The following is a 17,816-nucleotide window of genomic DNA, read 5'->3' as shown; positions in this document are numbered from 1 at the left end:
CTACCCTCCCGGCTCAGCTGCCGAACGCTTCATGGCTTCGATTTCAGCCTGTGCTTCACCCAGTTCTGTGAGAATCTTGAGCGTTTGCGCGGCTTCTTCCTCGTCGATCCGGCTCATCGCGAATCCGACATGGACGAGCACCCAGTCGCCGAGGCAGGCCGACGGCGGATGATCCTCGCTGACGATGCAGGCGATGTTGACCTGCCGCTTGACGCCGCTGACGTCGACGGTCGCAAGCTTTCTCGCTTCGTCGTCGATCCTTACGATCCGCCCGGGAATACCGAGACACATGACGGCTTTCCTTCCCTGAAGTCTTTGTTTGATTTCATCAGATGCGCAGCTCCAATGACGGCTTGGCCGAGAGCAAGTCCGCCATCGTTGGACGGAACGCGCGCATGTGACAGCACAGTGAACTGCTCGCGCTCCAGCCGGCGCACCACCTCCTCGAATAGGATGCGGTTCTGGAAGCAGCCGCCGGTGAGCGCGACGGTCGAGAAGCGTCGCTCGCCGTCCTCGGGGGAGCCGGCGAGCTTGCGTGTCATGGCGGCGATGGACTTGGCCAGCCCCTTGTGGAACCGTGCAGCCATCACCGGCGCCGGTGTCTTCAGGATCAGGTCACCCAGCACCGCATGCCACATCGCGAGCGGCTCGATATAGGGCAAACCCGTGCCGGCGAGATTGGGGATCGTCAGCGGATAGGCCAGCGCCTCGTCTTCATCGGCGAGAGTTTTCTCGTCGACCATGGCTTCCAGCCGCGCCGCCGCCTCGCCCTCATAGCTCTGCGCGTCCCGGCAGACATCGAGGGCGGCGGCCATGGCGTCGAACAAGCGCCCGCAGGATGATGCTGGCGGAGCGTTGATGCGGTTGCGCGCCATCGAATCCAGCAGCGCGCGCGGCTTTGCCGCCAAATATGAATGGAGCTCGAGCTCGGCGAAATTCATTGTCAGCTCGGCCCAGCTCATCTCCGCCATGAGATGCGCATAGAGATTGCGCCAGGGCTCGCGCACGGCCTGGACGCCGCCAAGCATCGGGATCGGCTTGAACGTACCGGCCCGCGTGTAGCCGACATAGTCGGCGAGCATGAACTCGCCGCCCCAGAACGTCGCGTCCTCGCCCCATCCGAGACCATCGAGAACGATCCCGAGGACCGGACGGCCGTCGAGCGCATATCCGTTCTCGGCAAGACAGGCCGCCACATGGGCGTGATGATGCTGCACCTCCATCAAAGGCAGCGTCCCGCCCGCCAGGTGCTCGCGCGCGAGCTTGGAGGACAGATATTCGGGGTGCATGTCGGCGATCACTGCCGTAGGCTCGTGCTCGAAGAGCGCGGCATAGAGCGATAGGTTCTTCCTGTAATCGTCGAATGTCGCGACATCCTCCAGGTCGCCCTGATGCTGGGACAGGATCGCAGCGCCGTCCTTGAGCAAACAGAACGTGGCCTTCAGCTCCCCGCCCATGGCGAGCAGATCGGGCGCTTTCGCGAACCCCCTGGGCAGGGCGATCGGCGCCGGTGCGTATCCTCTGGCGCGACGCAGGAGCCGCGGCCCGCCCGCCACCACCCGGACCACAGAATCGTCGACACGGTTGGCGATGCGCCGATCGTGGGTGAGCGCGAACGTCGCAATCCCCGCGAGGCGCTCCGTCATCTCCGTATCGCCCGTCACCTGCGGCTCGCTCGACAAATTGCCGCTGGTCATGACGACCGGCCGGTCCATCCGCCGCAGCAGCAAGACATGCAGCGGCGTCGTCGGCAGCATGAAACCGAGCGTCCGCAATCCCGGTGCAATCTCGTCAGGCAGGTGCTCCGGCCCATTCGCATGCAGGAGCACGATGGGGGCCGCCGGGCTTGTCAACGCGACCAACTCGTGTTCGGCGAGATCGCAGAACCGGCGGATAACGTCAACGTCCCTGGCCATCAGGGCAAACGGCTTGCCGTCCCGCTGTTTCAGTTTGCGCAGCCTCCTGACCGTGTCGGCCTGGGTGGCGTCACAGGCGAGCTGGTAGCCGCCGAGCCCTTTGACGGCGACGATTTCGCCCTTCTGGATCAGGCTGCACGCCGCATCCACATCGTCAAGCATGGAAAACTGCTCGAAGGTAAAGTGACGCCCGTCGAGCCTGACCAGCTTCGCCTTGGGCCCGCAGGCATGGCAGGCGATCGGTTCGGCGTGAAACCGCCGGTCGGAAGGGTCGCGGTATTCGCGGGCGCAGTCGGCGCACATTGCAAACGGCGACATCGCGGTCTTGGCGCGATCGTAGGGGATGCCGTCGACGATGCTCAGCCGCGGCCCGCAATTGGTGCAATTGGTGAAGGGGTAGCGGAAGCGGCGCGCAAAGGGATCGGTGGTTTCGCGCGCGCAATCGGCACAGAGCGCCGCGTCAGGTGAAATCTCGGTATGAGCCCCGCCATGTGCGCTCTCGACTATCGCAAAATCGTCGCGCAGCACGCCCGCATAGGCGGTGATCTCGATTGCCTCGATCTGGCTCAGCGGCGGCGGATCGCCAGCGATGCGGTCGACGAGCATGTCAATGATCGCCCGTTCTCCCTGCACGCGAACCAGAACGCCTTCTCCGTCATTCAGCACCTCGCCGCCAAGCCGCAGTTCCCGCGCGTGGCGCCAGACCGCCGGCCGGAAGCCGACGCCCTGCACACGTCCGCGAAACCGGATTTCAACGACCTCGACAGGGTTCTGCGGCGCGGCGAGGTTGAGCCTGCTCATGGTGTTTTGTCCCAGATCAGGATCCGGTTGTTGCCGGTGTCGGCGATCGCCAGAGTCCGACCGACTGCCGAAGCAGCATAAGGCCAGCACAGGCTGTCGCGACTTGCCGCGCGCCAGCGATTGTCACCTTTGTCGGCAAAGCCGTTCTGGGCCGCCAGCCCTGTGGCCGGCGCATCCATGGCGAGGTCCTGGAGATGGAAGCCAAGCAGCCGCGAATTTGCGGTATCGCAGACCACGAGCTGGCCATCCCAGATGACGAGACCATAGGGCATGCTCATCGCGCTCGAGGATGGATCGTACGAGCTGCGATTGTGATCGACGCCCGCGAAATCGTCCTGGCCCAGCACGAAATCGCACGGCGTCCCGCTGACGGTGGGGAAATGGCGCCATACCATGACGCGATTGTTGCCCGCGTCCGAGATCGCGAGTGCGCCGTCATGGCAGGCGATGCCGTGCGGCCACCGCATGCTGGTGGCACAGACGTCGCCGCCGGCATTGTCATCACGGGTGACGAAGTCTCTTTGGCCGAGGACCAGATCGGCCGGCGTGCCGTTGGCGGTCGGAATGCCGTTCCAGATCAGAACGCGGCGATTTCCGGTGTCGCAGACGATCAGCCTGCCCTGGAAGATCGCGACCCCGTAGCACCAATTCAGTGTGTCGGAGCGAGACACCGCTCTTCCGCGATTGGCTAGGCCTGAGACGAAGTCCGCCTGACCTAGAACCACATCGGCGGGCTGGTTCGAGGCGGATGGATAGCGATTCCAGATCAGGATCCGGTGATTCCATGCATCCGCCACGGCCAGGATGCCGTCTGCGGCAGCGACGCCGGTCGGGAAGTTGAGCGTGTCGGGGCCGATGTCGCGCTTGGCGTTGCGGCCCTCGCGCGAGAAGTCGGATTGACCGATCAGAATATCGGCGGGCGCTTGATCGGAGGACGGACAGCGGCTCCAGATCAGCAGCCGATGATGGCCACTGTCGCAGACGAACATGGGCCCGTTCTTGTCGAGACACACCCCACGCGGGCCGAACAACGTCTGGGCCGACGGAACGATCGATTGCACAAGTCCGTCCGGCGTGACCTCTCCACCCAGAATCACGCGGGCGCCGGCCGGCGAGAGAAACCGGCGTGGCACGTGGTTGTCGCGCATCCTAGCGCGCGGTCGGTCCAAGCGAATGGTTGCGGCTGAAGTGATCATGGCTATGCCGTTATCCTCACTTCAACCCTGGTTCCGATGATCCTGACCGCGTGCGGCTGCAGTTGCACCTCAGGCGCGGTCAGGCATTCGCCACTGGCGAGGTCGTATCTGAACCCATGATAGGGACAGGTGATGATGCCGCCCTGCACCTCGCCATCATGGATCGGAAGGCCGAGATGCGCGCAGGCATTCTCGAAACAGGAGATCGATTCCCCACTACGTGACAGGATGATCTTGCGTCCGCCCAATTCCATCGCGCGGACCAAGCCCTCCGGAAAATCCGCCCAAGCTCCCGCCGGTATCCACTGTCCTTCCGCATTCAGCGCGAAGGGGCTGATGAACCGAACGCCGCCTTCGCTCGCCGCGGCCAGCCCCTTGACCTGAATAACGTCGGTGATCTCGGGGCAGACATCCTGAAGCGCCTTCTTCACGCCGGCATGGAATGTCAGCGCCGAGGCGGGACAGCCGTCGCAGGCTCCCTTGAACCGAACCTCCACTGCCGGCGGGCGAACCGAGACGAGTTCGACATCCCCACCATGCGATTTCAGCATCGGCCGGACGCTTTCGAGTGCCTGCTCGACCCGCTCGTTGAGGGCCGCCCTCAAGAGGTTGTAGCGCCGCAGCACCGCGTAGACGAGCTCGTCCGAAGCTGCGCTCTTCATGGCGGCCAGCGCGGCGGGATCGGCCTTCAAGGCACGTATCAGGCGCCGGAACGCTTCCGCATTGAGCGCTTCGATCGCGATCTTGTAGGCGGAAACGACGCCCCGCTGCGTTTCATCCCAGGTCGCCACGACCGTTTCCAACCGCTCGATATCGCCGACAAAGCCGGCGAGATCCTCCCGAAGTGTTGGTGTCGATTCGTGAGCGTTCATGCGATCTCGCGCCGGCCGCGCTCCTCACCTATAGCGGAGGTTTCGGAAGAGATAAGGCTGCAAGCCCCCACCAATTGCTGCTGCCAGGGCTGAAGCCGCCCATATCGGCGCCCCGACCAGCGTAAGAATGATGAGCAGCATGGCTGTGACCGCCACCCCGATCGCAATTTGCCGGTAAGCCTTGGCTGGGTCTGCGAAAAGCTTTCCGCGGAAGAACAACAAGATGGAGTTCTGTGTCATTGCCCACATGTCATCTTCCTCAAGCGATGATCGAAAGAGCGATAAGGCCGACGAAAACGCCGGCAATTCCAGCCAACGGGCCGTAGAAACCACCGAGCAGCGCTGCGAGCTCATTTCCGAGCACTTTTCCGCCGACGATGAGGCCGCCGACCATTCCTCCTGCGATTGATGCAATCATCGCCAGACCGAGACTTAAGGCGAATATTGCCGGAGTAAGTGACACGCTCATTTGCAAGAACTCCTTCGATCCAGATTTGCTAGGAATGCAGGGTGGTAGGTCGATCGAGAAGCGCCGACAGCTCCATCAGCTCGCGCTCGATCTGCATGGAGGCCTCGCTGACGATCTGAGCGCGACCGGGATCTCCATGGGCCAGGAATATTTCGCGCGCCTCTCTGTAATAGACGAGGGCCATTGAGAGATTGATGCCCCTGCCGGTTTCCGAGTTCGAGGCATGACCGGGCAGATTCCACAGGCAGTTTGCCTTGTTCGAGATGGTGTTCGCGTACTCGATCGGCATCGTCTCGCGGGTGCGGACCTTAAGTGCCTCGTCATAGGCCTCAAGCGCGCGAAGATTATTCTCGAGCACGTGGCTCGAGGCGACATATTGGAGGGCATTGCCGAGGTTGTTCTGCAACATCGCGTATTCGACAGGATCATCGACGAGAGTCACGACTTTGAGCGCTTCCTCGAAGGCTTGAACAGCAAGAGCCTCTCGCATTTTGCCGCGCTGATCGGTCATCGGCATGGAGAGAAAGGCCGTCGCCAAATTGTTCTGAAGAATGGCGTACTCTTTGGGGTGGCTCGTTCGAGTGAAGGTACGAAGGGCGCGTTGATAGGCTGCTATCGCCTCAGAGATCTTTGCGCGGCCAACGGCAGCGAGGCTTTGGATGCACAGCCCGAGATTCATCTCGGCTTCCGCGGTTTCTTCAAGCGTTGCGAGTTGAGTGAGCTCTGGCATGATGGCTTCGAAGATGGACCGAGCGAGCTCGATTGACTTTGTGCCCTGCTCGGGCATCGCCTGCAGCGCCGTTGCTTTGCGCGCCAGAATACGAGATCGCAGCAAAGCCAGCTCACCGGGACAGACGGTCAGGGCTTTGTCGTAGAGTTCTATTGCGGAGTTGATCTCATCCGGCGACTTGGGCCTCGTTTGCAGCCCTATTCCGATCTCCATGAGCATCTCGGCTCGCTCGGCCGGCGTAGCCGTCTCGGCCTCCGCTGCTTGCAAGGCTGCGCGTACCTGTTCGCTCAGAAGGCCTGCCGCCAAGGTGTCCTCCCGGACCGAGCGCTTGATTTGCCGCGCGTCATTGATGCGGATCAATCTTGCAGCCAAATTTTCAGTCTGTCTACTCAATAAGCGAAATGTAAAGAAAGTTTACAAATCGAACGCATGCGCGATGATGAGAGCTTGGTCAGCGGAGGACCATTCGGCTGCGAACTCGCGGACGTCTATCGGGACATTGTGCTCGCTGAAGAAGTCGGGTGCATGCACCACGCGATCACCAGCGATGTTGCGCATCTTCAACAGATATCCACCGCCCGCCTGGTGACGGACTGGCAGGATGCAAAGATCGTTGTCTCGTCGGAGCAGGATGACGCATTGAAGGCCATCGAAGAAGCGTCTGCAGAGCGCGGCAGAAAAGTAGAGCGAGCCGTCTTTGATGGTGACCGCAAGATTTGGCATCAGCCCACCGGCACGGCCTCCTGGGGCGTTCGCAGCAACTCTTCGATCCTAGCGGCGACCTTCATGACCGCCTGCGATACACGACAAGATAGCGACAGACCAAGATCGAGTTGCTCTGCCTCGATCAGAAATACGATGACATCGTCGGGAAACGCATCGCGAAATATCGCCTTTCCGGCGAAAAGTGCGTGCTCCCAGCGAAAGTCGTGCAGATTAAGTCCACCTCCATAAGGTTTGGTCAATTCGTGTCCTGGGACCTCGAAGATTGCGCCCGGCTCGGAGCCGGATCTGCAGGCATCGACGATAATCAGCGTTCGGCAGCCCCGCGCAGCGAACATCGCCGCCATCCCGTCGGTGCCAGCGTCGAGCAGACGAATGTCAGCATTCTGTCCGAACCCCCGATCTTTGAGCTGCCCGAGAACAGCAAGACCGGCGCCGTCGTCGGAACGATTTGGATTTCCACAAGCAACCACGGCAATCACGGCGTGCCCTTTCCATGAGGCGCATCAGATGCGCCAGAGCTTACAGGACCAATCGGGTTCGACCGGCACATTCAGTTCCGGCAGCTCGCAGAAGCGCTGGTGCACCTTGTAGTACATGCAAGTTTCGCAAAGCTGCGTAATGCCGGCGTGCTCAATCGGATATGAGGTAAACCCCGCGAGCTTGAGCTTAGCCTCCAGATCATCGCCTGCAAGGCGAAGGTCGCAGACAAGCCGCTGAACTTGCTCATGGCTGTCTGCGCGCGGATACACGTCCGTGGCAAGACCAGAGGTCAGGAGACCGATGATGCGGGAACGTAAGCTTTCATCGCTGGCGGAGGCCATGACGAGCGCCTCGGGTGAGAAGCTAGATGCGCCATAGCCGGCACCACCAGTCCGGCTCGACAGGCACAGACAGCTCTGGCAGATCGCACCATTTGCGGTGCACGAGATAGTACATGCATTCCAGGCAGCGTTGCCTGTCAGGTCCGTAAGGATGGTCGAGGAACCCCGAGATCACGAGTTTGGCCTTGAGGTCCTTCGTATCGAGCTGACGCAGCTGCAGCAAAATTTCCGCAAATTCCTTGTCCGTCTCGGGAAAGGGCTCGACTTGCGTTTCGAGCCCATCCGCAAGCATATCGGCGATGGCTTTCAGGGTAGCCCCGTTTTCGGACGCCATTGTGCGACGCGCCTTTTGACGTAGTGATCCACCGTGGTTCGCTCGGCCTGCGAGAATGACCAAACGAAGCCTGTTGATGCAATCCAGTGACTCGAGCGAGTTTGCGGTCAGGCTGTTCTAAAGCGCGCCAGTTCCTCTCCTGTCTTTGCGTCGTGCGCGTGGACCGTGCAAACCAAGCACGAATCATAGGAGCGGCAGACATGGCCGACTTCAACGGGATCGCTCGGATCCTTGATAGGCGAGCCGATCAAGGCCTGCTCCATCGGTCCTCGGGTGCCGTCCGCCGCCCGCGGTCCAACATTCCAGGTAGTCGGCGCAATGATCTGGTAGTTCTTGATCTTGCCGTCCTTGACGTCGATCCAATGGCACAGCGCTCCTCGGATTGCCTCTGTGGCGCCCCAGCCGCGCCCGTCGCGCTCGTTGGGCTTGATATACCACGGGTCGTTCAGCCGAAACTCACGAAGCGCGTGTTCAGCTTGCCGGTATAACTTGACACCTTCGTGCATGCGGGCGAAGTGCCTGAGCATGACGCTGGCGCCCCCCAGCTTCTTGTACATATCAAGGACCAGCGGATCGTAATGTTGCCAGCTCTCGCCGTGCTTGCCGCCTGCGATCAGCTGCCGCGATAGCGGCCCAGCTTCGAGCCGGCCGCTTTCATCGTGACACACGGCGGTGGCCCAGGAATACTTTCCACCCATGTCGACGGCGTTCTTCTGGGTCGGTACAGTCTTGCGGTCAAACGGATGCAGCCCACCCGGCTCATCGTACCAAGCATGGGCTGTGTCTTCGCGCGTAAAGTTCTGGTCCATGAGCTTGAACGTATCGCTACGGCCATCGTAGACGCCGCTCTTCATGATGACCGCGGCGTTGCGGCCTTCGATCGTCGGTTTCTGATACTTGTCCTCGTGGGGAAGGTATCCCCAGGACACGAAGCGGCCGTGACCTTGACCATACTTGTCCATGCCGCAATCGATGCTCATCCGCCAGAACATGCCCAGATCAGAATTGGCGTGGTGCGGCGTTTCATCAAGCCAGGCCATGAAATCGTCATAGCTTTTGATTTGTTCGTACCGCTCGAGCGAGCAGCCTAGCCATATCTTTTCCATCCATTCGCGGCGGAAATACTCGAGGATCGACCAGGCGCGCGTCACGTCGGTGAGCGTCGGGGCACACATCACCCCGCCCGGTACCATGTAGCTCGAGTGGGGCCATTGCCCGCCCAGCAGAGCATAGATTTCGACGGGCTTGCCAGAAATCGTCACGCCGATTTCGTAATTTGCGCCGGTGAAGGGAGCGTAGCGCCTCACCGCCTCTTTATAATATTTCGAGCTCGAATAATTCTTGTGAGTGTAGTCGATCATGAAGAGCCCGTAGTGATGGCGCGGAAGGCTCTGCAGACTCTCGACGAGCTGGCCGAGATTTCGGGCCAGGATGGCGTTGCGTGGCACCTCGGTCTGCCAGGCCGTATCGAGCGCCCATGCGGCGCAGGTCAGATGCGAGGCGCCGCAAATGCCGCAGGCGCGCGGTGTGACAACGAGGCCGGCTTGGGGATCCTTGTCACGCAGAATGATTTCGAAACCGCGAAACAGCTCCGCTTGGGTCCAGGCGTCGACCACGACCCCATCCTGGATGTTGACACGCACGTCGAGATCGCCTTCGACCCGGCCGACCGGCGAAATGTCCAGAGTTTGCACTGCGCTTGGCATGTGAATCGGTTCCTGATGACTGATGGTTGAGCGACAGGTCTGTGAGCAGGACACTCGTCAGACGACGAAGATGTCTTCCTCGGCCCATGCTGGTGAGGCGGCTTTCGCGGCCGCGGTCAGCTTGACGTAACCGGCTTTGTCAACGCCGGACGGCAGATCCTTGGGCACGCCCATCAGAGTCTGGGTCTTGAATACCGTCCCGGGGGCCAGCTCAAAGAACGGAAATTCCGGCTCGGTACAGCCCATGCACGGCATGCCTGCTCGGGTCTTCGACGATTGCCGATTCCAGAGAATGCGGTTGCAGGGTGAATGCGTCATCGGTCCACGGCAGCCGAGATCGTAGAACAGGCACCCCTTTCGCTGGCCATATTCCGTGGCTGAGACCTTATAGGCAAAATGCATGTTCCGCGTACAGCCGGTCTGGGTGAAGCTCGTGAAAAACGTCTTTGGGCGTTGAAACTCGTCGAGCGAGAGTTCAGCACCTCTGCCGGTCGCCACCGCGACGACAATTTGCGTGATCCAATCCGGATGGGCTGGGCATCCCGGTATGTTGATGACGGGCAAGCCTGCCTTTGATCGGTAGCTTGTGCCGAGATAGCCACCTTGCTGACGTTTGAGAAATTGTAGTCCTTGGCTTTCTGACGGATTGGGAGCAGTCGCGGGAATACCGCCATATGTTGCACAGTCGCCAATCGCGACAGTATAGCCGGCGACCTTGGCAAGATCGGTGACCCAATCTTTCATCGGGCGGCCCGCAAAGCGATTCCATTCGCCAGTGCCATTCGGCGCGTTGACCACCGTGCCCTCGAACACGAAAATATCGAGCGGCATCTGTCCTGATGTCAGCGCGTTGAGAAGCTTCTTCAGATTCTCGCCGAGCTCAAGGCCGAGCGATGGGTGCCATAGGACGTTGATGCCGAAATCTGTGACGAGATCACAGGCGCTTGGCTCCTCGGCATTGAGAAACGACATCGTGTTGCCGGAGCACGCTCCCCCCTGGAGCCAAAGAAGATTAGTCATCTATTTCCTCCACCAAATCAGACGCGCTGGCATGGCATCTTTGTCGGAAGGAGGTAGCAAGGACCATGCCGAGCGGCTCGTACCTTGCAATTTTCAAAAAGCTCAAGGATTCTAAGCGTCAGCTGACTTCGCAGGGCGATCTACGGTGTGTGACGCCGCGCATACTAAGTTTGCTATGCATACCAGCTTGTCAATGTAAGCAATGATCGTTGCAGCGCATCAAATATTGCAAGGGTTGGCATTAGTCCTTGTTACGGGGTGACGGTGCCCAAAGCTCCTTCCCTGAGGCAGGCTGAAGTATCGCTCGTTCGGTGCTGATTTTTTGAAGACGAGCAGCGGTACTCAGCCGTGACGATTGCCACATGCAGGACAATCGACCTCGAGCAGATAACCGTACCAGATGCCCTCGCAGCGGCTGCACCAATGTCCAGTCAATTGGCGCTCCGGCAGACCGAGCCTTCTGGAAAGCAGGCTCAGCCCGAGATCCTTTGCTGGCGTCCTGCGAGCAGGCGAAACTCGCGACTGGGGGAAGCGCACCAGGTTGGGTGAGGGATCCCTCTTAAACTGATCTTCGTTGCGTACCATCGGCTGTCTCACTCTGCCTCATCGAGGCTATAGCGCTTGATCTTGTTGGAAAGTCCAACGCGCGAGAGTCCAAGTTCGTTCGCAGCCTTGCTTTGATTCCACCGATGCCGCGACAGCACTTCGGCGACAACTTGCTTTTCGAGGCATTCGACCTTTTCTTTCAAGGTGGTGCCCCGCAGCTCGTACCCGCCGGCTGACTTGAAGCGGGAGCGCGGCGGGGCCGCCAATATAGCGGGCGACATGTGCGTGGTGGTGACGTACTCCCCCTCCTCCGTCAGTGACACCATGCGGCGGATTTCGTTCTCAAGTTCTCGAACGTTTCCCGGAAAGTCGTAAGCGGAGAGCTTTTCGAGAACGGCTGCAGAAATTCCAAGGATCTTGCGCCCCATCGCCTCGCTGTGCTTGGCGGCAAAGAACTCCGCTAGCACCGGGATATCCTCTCGGCGATCACTCAGCGAGGGAACTTCCAGCTCGAATCCCCGCAGGCGGAAATAGAGATCCTGTCGGAATTTGCCCGCGGCGACCAACGCGCGGAGAGGACGGTTGGAGGCAGCGATAATGCGGACATTGCTGGTGACGATCTTGTCGGAGCCGAGCGGCTTGACCTCTCCCTCCTGCAGGAAACGAAGCAGGCTCACCTGAAAAGATGAAGACACCTCGGATATTTCATCGAGGAATACCGTTCCCCGGTCCGCGGCGCGAAAAAGGCCCAGCCGGTCTGAGACAGCGCCCGTAAAAGCGCCGCGCTTGTGCCCAAAGAGCTCGGATTGTAAGAGCTCATCGGACATCCCCCCGCAGTTTTGGACCAGCAACGGGCTGTCGCGGCGGCCAGAGTTGTAATGAATGGCGCGAGCGAGAAGCTCTTTGCCCGTCCCCGTTGCCCCCTGAATCAAGATAGGCAGCTCCGTTTTGGCTGCTTTTCGCGCGAGCTCGCTGAGGTTGTGTAGTTTTTCACTGACGTAGACGAGCTTTTCGAAACGGCGGCTCTCCGGCTGCATCGGCAGAATGGGCCTTGCGTGAATGCCTGTGGCATTCGCTGGAAATTTGAACTCTCGTGTAAGAAGGCGATGTCGACGGGCAAGTTCACGGGCCTCAAGGCCACGCTCCACCATAAGTCCAATCTGGTTGGCGTCCAGCGGCTTACGGATGAGCTGATAGATGCCGGCGGGCGCCATTTCCCGTTGGCCGATCTCGGTCTTGGCCTCGAGCGCCAGGATGCGGATCACGTCAGGATGAGATACTCGTAGATCAACGAGGAACTTCAGACCTTTGCCTTCGCCATACTCGACGAGAGCAATGTCTACTTGGGCGTCGGCCAGGGATGCCCTCGCATTTTCGACCGAATCGGCGGAAAGAACGCGGTAGTCGTATTGGTCTGACAAGGTGTCTGCGATGGCAGCCCATTCAGGGCCGCTCCGCGCGATGATCAGCACTGTTTGCAGGTCGCGCATGCAACATTCTTTCCAAAATGCAAAGCAGGTTAGCAATATCTGCAAGATAAATCAACTTCGCGAGGCTTGCGCTGTCCATAGTGGTTCGGCAGGTCCGTGAACCCGCAATTAACCCCGCCGCAATTCCCCAAAGGCCGGCAACCTTTTCGCAGCTTCCCCCACTTACTATCGCGGCCTCGCTGTTTGGGGGCAGTGCAAATGGCATTTCCGGTCAACTTTATCGCGGCGGCGCTTGCAAGCTGCATGAACGATGTCCGCTGTTGGTTGACTGCAGCAAAGCCTAGCCCGCTAGAATCATGTCGCTCTGGCGAAGCCGGCCCGCTCGAGCAGCTTAGATTGGACAATGACCGTTTGAGGCGCGAGCTCAAACGCCTGAGCGATTTCCTTGATACCTCTTCGGAGGTCGTCTGGGAAACCGATGACCAGCTGACGATTACAAGCGGCAAGGAAGACCTCGGGCTGCCGGCCGGCCAAATTGGAATCAAGTTGGCGGAGGCCTTGGGGATCAATCCGCTCGCGAGCAAATCCTGGATCGAATATCTGCAGGCTCTTTCCAATCGAAAGCCATTTCGGGGGTTCGAAATCTGCTTGGACGGACGTGCGGGGGACGAGCTTTGGCTGGAGATCAACGGCAATCCGACATTTGCGAGGGGTAAATTCCAGGGTTATCGAGGCACCTGCCGGAATGTGACCGAGCGCAAGCTGCACGAGGCGCAAATTGCATTTCTGGCGGCCCACGATCCCCTCACAAGACTGGCCAACCGGCGCAGCTTTCACGAGCTTGTGGAGCGCGCGGTTGGAACACGAGGGCGGCACAAGCGCATTGCGATTTTGTGTCTGGACCTTGATGGCTTCAAAAGCGTCAATGATACGCTTGGACATGGCGTTGGCGATGCCCTGCTGCTTGAGGTGGCGCAGCGATTGAAATCTTGCGCCAAGACGACAGACCTCGTCGCTCGGCTTGGCGGGGACGAGTTCGCGATTCTGCGGGTTGATGCCGCCGATCCTGAGGACGCCAGCAGCCTCGCTGAGAGAATCCTCGCATCCATTGGCGAACCCTACTTCCTCGATGAACACCGGGTGATGATTGGCACGAGCATTGGCATAAATATCACGGCATGCTCCGAAAACGGAACAGACGAAGTGATTAAGAATGCCGATGTGGCGCTCTATCAGGCAAAGTCCGATGGACGCGGCACCTATCGAATATTCCAGAACGAAATGAACGTCCGTTTGCAAGAGCGCCTGCAGCTCGAGGTAGACCTTCGCCAGGCTTTGCAACGATCTGAGTTCGAACTGTTTTATCAGCCCATCGTGAATATCGAATCCAAGCAGATTGTCACGTTCGAAGCGCTCTTACGCTGGCATCATCCGCAAAAAGGGACGATACCCCCTACGACCTTTATTCCCCTCGCCGAAGAGACAGGGCTCATCGTTCCGATTGGTGATTGGGTGCTTCAGCAGGCCTGCCGCGATGCCGCATCATGGCCGCAAGACGTAAGAGTTGCGGTCAATCTGTCGTCTGTTCAATTCAGGCGCGGAGCCTTGGAACTGTCCGTGACCCGCGCCCTGGCTGCTGCGGGCTTGCATGGGTCTCGTCTCGAACTGGAGATTACCGAGAGCATTCTGCTGCACGACGAAGAGATCACGCGCGACATTCTCAATAGGTTGCGGGTGCTAGGAGTTCACATCGCCATAGATGACTTCGGCACAGGCTACTCCGCATTGAGCTATCTGCGGAGCTTCCCATTGGACAAGATCAAGATCGACCGATCCTTTGTGCAGGATCTCAGCCGCGAGACGAGCGCGGCGGCGATTGTCAGGGCAATTTCCGAGTTGGGGCAAGCCTTGGACATGACCATTGTCGCTGAGGGGGTTGAGACAGCTGAGCAGCTTAGGATTCTTGGTGACCAACGCTGCACGCAAGCCCAAGGCTACTTCATCGCTTACCCCCAGCCTGCGGCGCAGCTGATCCGCGTCATTGAGGAGCTGAAAGCTGTTGCCTAATCTGGAGCTGCCCAAGGTTCGAGAACCCCTCGGCTATTTTAAAGCGGAAGCCACCCGCTGAGGTCTTGATGCACCTTAACACTTCGAGCCGTTCGCGCCAACACCGCGGCGGGCCGCTACTGATGTAGCCATTGGGGGCAAAGCTAGTCTACATGCTGGCAGGAGAGACTCAACGAGGAGATCAGGAGAACAAAACAGCCCTCAGGCAACAAAACGCCTTGCCTACTCCGATCATGGCTTTGAAGCTTTTCACGCTATTCTAGAAAGCCCGAATGCCTGAAAGGACCTCCCTACACTCTTGTGGCGGCCAAGTCAGGGAGGGGGCAGACAACCGGTCTTTTGGCGGAGCTCCCTCTCGTCTTTTTTGACCTGACACTGCGCCTTTGTATTGCTCAGGCCGCATGCATCGCGAGCCCAATTCGGGACAAGTGCGTGATCGTCTCGCTCATTGTCGTTTGGCACCAACGCTGAAATTCTGCCGATTGTCTGTCCTTGACTTGGCGCCTCCTGAAAACGGTAGTCTTGCGACGTTTCAAGGCCTGAGAGGCTACGCTGTTGAACAGGGCAGCAAACCAACTGCGGCTTGCCCGCCTCGCGGCCGACCCTAGTTGGTAGCATGGGAATTGCTCTGTCGATGATGGTGGTCTCAAGATCGGACAGTGCCACCATTGGTCGCTCAGGCAGCAGTCACGCGGACTGGCATACTTTTGAGCCCCCGAAGGGTGTTATTTAGCATGCGCTCGGGTTCGGCAATGAGTTCAATTGATTTTACCCGCTTCGCAAGTTCCGTTAGAACCAACTCACCCTCCAAGCGTGCGATCATCTGGCCCACACAAGCATGAATGCCGGAGCCGAAGCCCACATGTCCTGTTACAGGTCGCTCCACATCGAAGCGCTCGGGCTCTTGCCAACGAGCCGGATCACGGTTGGCGGATGCCATGAAGACCAGCACTTTGGTCCTCGCTGGTATGATATCGCCCGCCATTTCCACTTCACGCGAGGTGGTGCGGAAGAAGGTCTGCACAGGTGAATCATAGCGTAGCCCTTCCTCAAACGCATTGCGGGCGAGTGCCGGGCGCTCGTGTAGTTTGGCGAATTGCATTGGATGGCTTGCGAGTGCAAGCAAGGTATTCCCCAGTCCATTGATCGTCGTGTCGACACCCGCAGTTAGGAATGGCCGGACCAAATGCGTGGCCTCGTGTTCAGTAATCTCACCTGCATCAGCAGCTTCGTAGATCATCGTTCCAATGCCATCGGGTCTGAGCGCGCTGCGTGCGCAACGGTCCATGATCCATTTCTGCGCGGTCAGCCCTGGATCACGAGATCTGGCGAGAATGTGATTATCCGGTCCGAAGCTGTTGAAGACGAACGTGCTCCAGGCAAGCAGGTTCTCGCGTCCCTCCTCTGAGACGCCAATGGCGTCGGGGAACACCTTTAGGGGATAAGCTATGGCCAGATCTGTCATCGCGTCGAAGGTCCCCCGCTCGACGAGCTCGCCGATTTTCCTCTCGGCCTCCTTCTGAAAGGTGTCGCGCAGGTTCTTCGCTACGCCCGGTGACATGGTCCGGGCGAGGATTCGGCGTCCCTTCTCGTGATCGGGCGGGTCGATCTGTAGCGTCATCGGCCGGGGCAGCGCTGGGTTCATACCCTTTAGGCCGACGCCCTCTCCGCTGATGAAGGTCTGCCAATCCTTGAGCGTGGAATCAACCTGCTCATACCGCGCCATGGCCCAGATGTCGTACGGCTCGATCCTGAACACCGGTCCCAGTTCGCGAAAGGTCTGGTACGCCGGATACGGATCCCTCAGCACCTCATCAGCGAACGGATCGATCCGAGTAGAAGCAAACTGGCTCATGGCGGCCCCTCGACTTATTGTTTGCTGAGAGGACAATTGCCCTCGTTCTCGGGTCTGAAGGCATCTTCGCCCTTGATGATCCCGACAACCTTCAGGAGGTCCCACTTGGATTTCGACTGGTCGGGCGATTTGACCTGGAGGAGATAGAGCGGATGGATCTTACGTCCGTCCTTGCGGATGAAACCTTTGCCGAACAAGGAATCGTCGGTCGGAAGCTCCTTCATGGCGGCAACGACCGCCCTACCGTCTTTCGCGCCACCGACCTTGTCGACGGCCTTCAGGTAGTGAATGACGCCAGCGTAGACGCCGGCTTGCATGTCGTTGGGATAGGCCTTGGATGGGATGCGCTCCGAGAAGCGCTTGGCGAAGGACCGGGTGGCCTCGTTGAGGTCCCAGTAGAACGGATTCATGATTTGGGCGCCTTGGGCGAATTGCAGCCCGAGAGACGGAATGCCGTTCATGCCCAGAATCAGACCGACCAGTTTGTGATCTTTGGTCAGGCCGAACTCGGCGGCCTGCTTCATCGAAGTGATCGTATCGTCGCCGGCGTTGGCGATACCGATGATGTCGGCGCCGGAAGCCTGCGCCTGCAGCAGGAACGAGGCGAAGTCGGCCGTCCCGAGGGGATGACGGACGGCTCCGAGGACCTGTCCCCCGGATGCCTTGACCGATTCGGACGCCTGCTTCTCCAGATCGTGGCCGAAGGCATAATCGGCCGTGATGAAGAACCACTTTTTGCCGCCCTGCTCGACGATGGTCTTGCCGAGCCCGCGGCCATAAGCATAGGTGTCGTAAGTCCAGTGCACCGTATTCGGCGTACACTTTTCTCCAGTCAACAATGCCGTACCGGCGCCAGAGCCGACGAACACCTTGTTCTTTTCGGCGCTCATCCCCGCGACTGCCAGCGCAATCGCCGAGTTGGGGACGTCGAAGATTGCATCGACGCCCTCATTCTCATACCAGCGACGCGCGATGTTGACGCCGGTGTCCGACTTGTTCTGGTGATCCGCACTGACGACTTCGACCTGCCTGCCGCCAGCCTTTCCGCCATAATCCTCGACAGCCAATTGAGCCGCGATGACGGACCCAATGCCCTGATAGCTTGCAAATGCTCCGGACTGGTCATTGAGAACGCCGAGCTTCACCGTTTCCTGCGCATCGGCCGATCCGCAAATCAGCGCAAGCAAGGAGACGCACGTCGCCAATAGGCTTGTCACCCTCATGGATACTCCTCCCGGCTACCGTTGCGGTCTCAGCCGCATAATACTTATATTTTATAAGTATATTGGGCGATGTCAATTCGGCATGCGTCATGATAGATGCGAAC

Annotated in this window: 17 protein-coding genes; 1 reads left to right on the top strand and 16 read right to left on the bottom strand. The window is 59.4% G+C overall.

All coding sequences use genetic code 11. From position 1 onward, the window contains the following. From XH91_RS37495 to XH91_RS37425, 14 genes are all read right to left on the bottom strand, one after another. Positions 1 to 291 carry a HypC/HybG/HupF family hydrogenase formation chaperone gene (locus tag XH91_RS37495; RefSeq protein ID WP_128930114.1) on the bottom strand — a complete coding sequence of 97 codons (291 nt, stop codon included), beginning with the start codon at positions 289 to 291 and terminating at the stop codon, positions 1 to 3. Next, positions 261 to 2,717 (bottom strand): carbamoyltransferase HypF, encoded by a 2,457-nt coding sequence (gene hypF, locus XH91_RS37490; protein WP_128955153.1) that lies wholly within the window; start codon positions 2,715 to 2,717, stop codon positions 261 to 263. The genes XH91_RS37495 and hypF overlap by 31 nt, the downstream gene beginning before the upstream one ends. Further along, positions 2,714 to 3,850: an NHL repeat-containing protein gene (locus XH91_RS37485; protein WP_232995560.1), complete on the bottom strand. Its 1,137-nt coding sequence runs from the start codon at positions 3,848 to 3,850 to the stop codon at positions 2,714 to 2,716. The genes hypF and XH91_RS37485 overlap by 4 nt, the downstream gene beginning before the upstream one ends. Positions 3,851 to 3,915: 65 nt before the next feature. Then, the gene (locus tag XH91_RS37480; protein WP_128930111.1) at positions 3,916 to 4,785 is read right to left on the bottom strand and encodes a NifU family protein; all 870 of its coding nucleotides are present in this window, start codon (positions 4,783 to 4,785) and stop codon (positions 3,916 to 3,918) included. A 24-nt stretch (positions 4,786 to 4,809) separates the two neighbouring features. Further along, a complete protein-coding gene (locus XH91_RS37475) occupies positions 4,810 to 5,034 on the bottom strand; it encodes a hypothetical protein (RefSeq protein ID WP_128930110.1) in 225 nt (74 codons plus the stop codon). A gap of 10 nt (positions 5,035 to 5,044) precedes the next feature. Then, positions 5,045 to 5,254, bottom strand: a complete 210-nt coding sequence (locus XH91_RS37470) for a hypothetical protein (protein ID WP_128930109.1) — start codon at positions 5,252 to 5,254, stop codon at positions 5,045 to 5,047. Positions 5,255 to 5,282: 28 nt separating this feature from the next. After that, positions 5,283 to 6,344, bottom strand: coding sequence for a tetratricopeptide repeat protein (locus tag XH91_RS37465; protein WP_232995559.1), 1,062 nt, complete (start codon positions 6,342 to 6,344; stop codon positions 5,283 to 5,285). Between the two features lie 54 nt (positions 6,345 to 6,398). Beyond that, the gene (locus XH91_RS37460; RefSeq protein WP_128930108.1) at positions 6,399 to 6,707 is read right to left on the bottom strand and encodes a hypothetical protein; all 309 of its coding nucleotides are present in this window, start codon (positions 6,705 to 6,707) and stop codon (positions 6,399 to 6,401) included. Continuing rightward, complete coding sequence (locus XH91_RS37455) at positions 6,707 to 7,189, bottom strand: hydrogenase maturation protease (RefSeq protein ID WP_128930107.1); 483 nt, start codon at positions 7,187 to 7,189, stop codon at positions 6,707 to 6,709. Before XH91_RS37455 ends, XH91_RS37460 begins: the two co-directional genes overlap by 1 nt. A gap of 24 nt (positions 7,190 to 7,213) precedes the next feature. Further along, the gene (locus XH91_RS37450) at positions 7,214 to 7,531 is read right to left on the bottom strand and encodes a hypothetical protein (RefSeq protein WP_128930106.1); all 318 of its coding nucleotides are present in this window, start codon (positions 7,529 to 7,531) and stop codon (positions 7,214 to 7,216) included. Positions 7,532 to 7,553: 22 nt separating this feature from the next. Further along, the gene (locus tag XH91_RS37445) at positions 7,554 to 7,865 is read right to left on the bottom strand and encodes a hypothetical protein (RefSeq protein WP_128930105.1); all 312 of its coding nucleotides are present in this window, start codon (positions 7,863 to 7,865) and stop codon (positions 7,554 to 7,556) included. 107 nt (positions 7,866 to 7,972) lie between these two features. Further along, positions 7,973 to 9,571, bottom strand: coding sequence for a nickel-dependent hydrogenase large subunit (locus XH91_RS37440; RefSeq protein ID WP_128930104.1), 1,599 nt, complete (start codon positions 9,569 to 9,571; stop codon positions 7,973 to 7,975). 57 nt (positions 9,572 to 9,628) lie between these two features. Beyond that, positions 9,629 to 10,591, bottom strand: a complete 963-nt coding sequence (locus XH91_RS37435) for an NADH-quinone oxidoreductase subunit B family protein (protein ID WP_128930103.1) — start codon at positions 10,589 to 10,591, stop codon at positions 9,629 to 9,631. 593 nt (positions 10,592 to 11,184) lie between these two features. After that, positions 11,185 to 12,627: a sigma-54 dependent transcriptional regulator gene (locus XH91_RS37425; protein WP_128930101.1), complete on the bottom strand. Its 1,443-nt coding sequence runs from the start codon at positions 12,625 to 12,627 to the stop codon at positions 11,185 to 11,187. A 198-nt stretch (positions 12,628 to 12,825) separates the two neighbouring features. On the opposite strand from XH91_RS37425, the gene XH91_RS37420 reads away from it, so the two are divergent. Then, entirely contained in the window at positions 12,826 to 14,634 is a 1,809-nt protein-coding gene (locus XH91_RS37420; protein WP_128930100.1) for a putative bifunctional diguanylate cyclase/phosphodiesterase, read from the top strand. A gap of 676 nt (positions 14,635 to 15,310) precedes the next feature. Here the strand turns inward: XH91_RS37420 and XH91_RS37415 are convergent. Next, positions 15,311 to 16,489, bottom strand: a complete 1,179-nt coding sequence (locus XH91_RS37415; protein ID WP_128930099.1) for a cytochrome P450 — start codon at positions 16,487 to 16,489, stop codon at positions 15,311 to 15,313. Between the two features lie 14 nt (positions 16,490 to 16,503). Next, complete coding sequence (locus XH91_RS37410) at positions 16,504 to 17,712, bottom strand: ABC transporter substrate-binding protein (RefSeq protein ID WP_128930098.1); 1,209 nt, start codon at positions 17,710 to 17,712, stop codon at positions 16,504 to 16,506. Positions 17,713 to 17,816 lie beyond the last annotated feature (104 nt).

Origin of the sequence: Bradyrhizobium guangzhouense, from assembly GCF_004114955.1 — a bacterium.
GTDB classification, from domain to species: Bacteria; Pseudomonadota; Alphaproteobacteria; order Rhizobiales; family Xanthobacteraceae; genus Bradyrhizobium; species Bradyrhizobium guangzhouense.
This window is presented reverse-complemented; position numbering and strand designations above follow the sequence as displayed.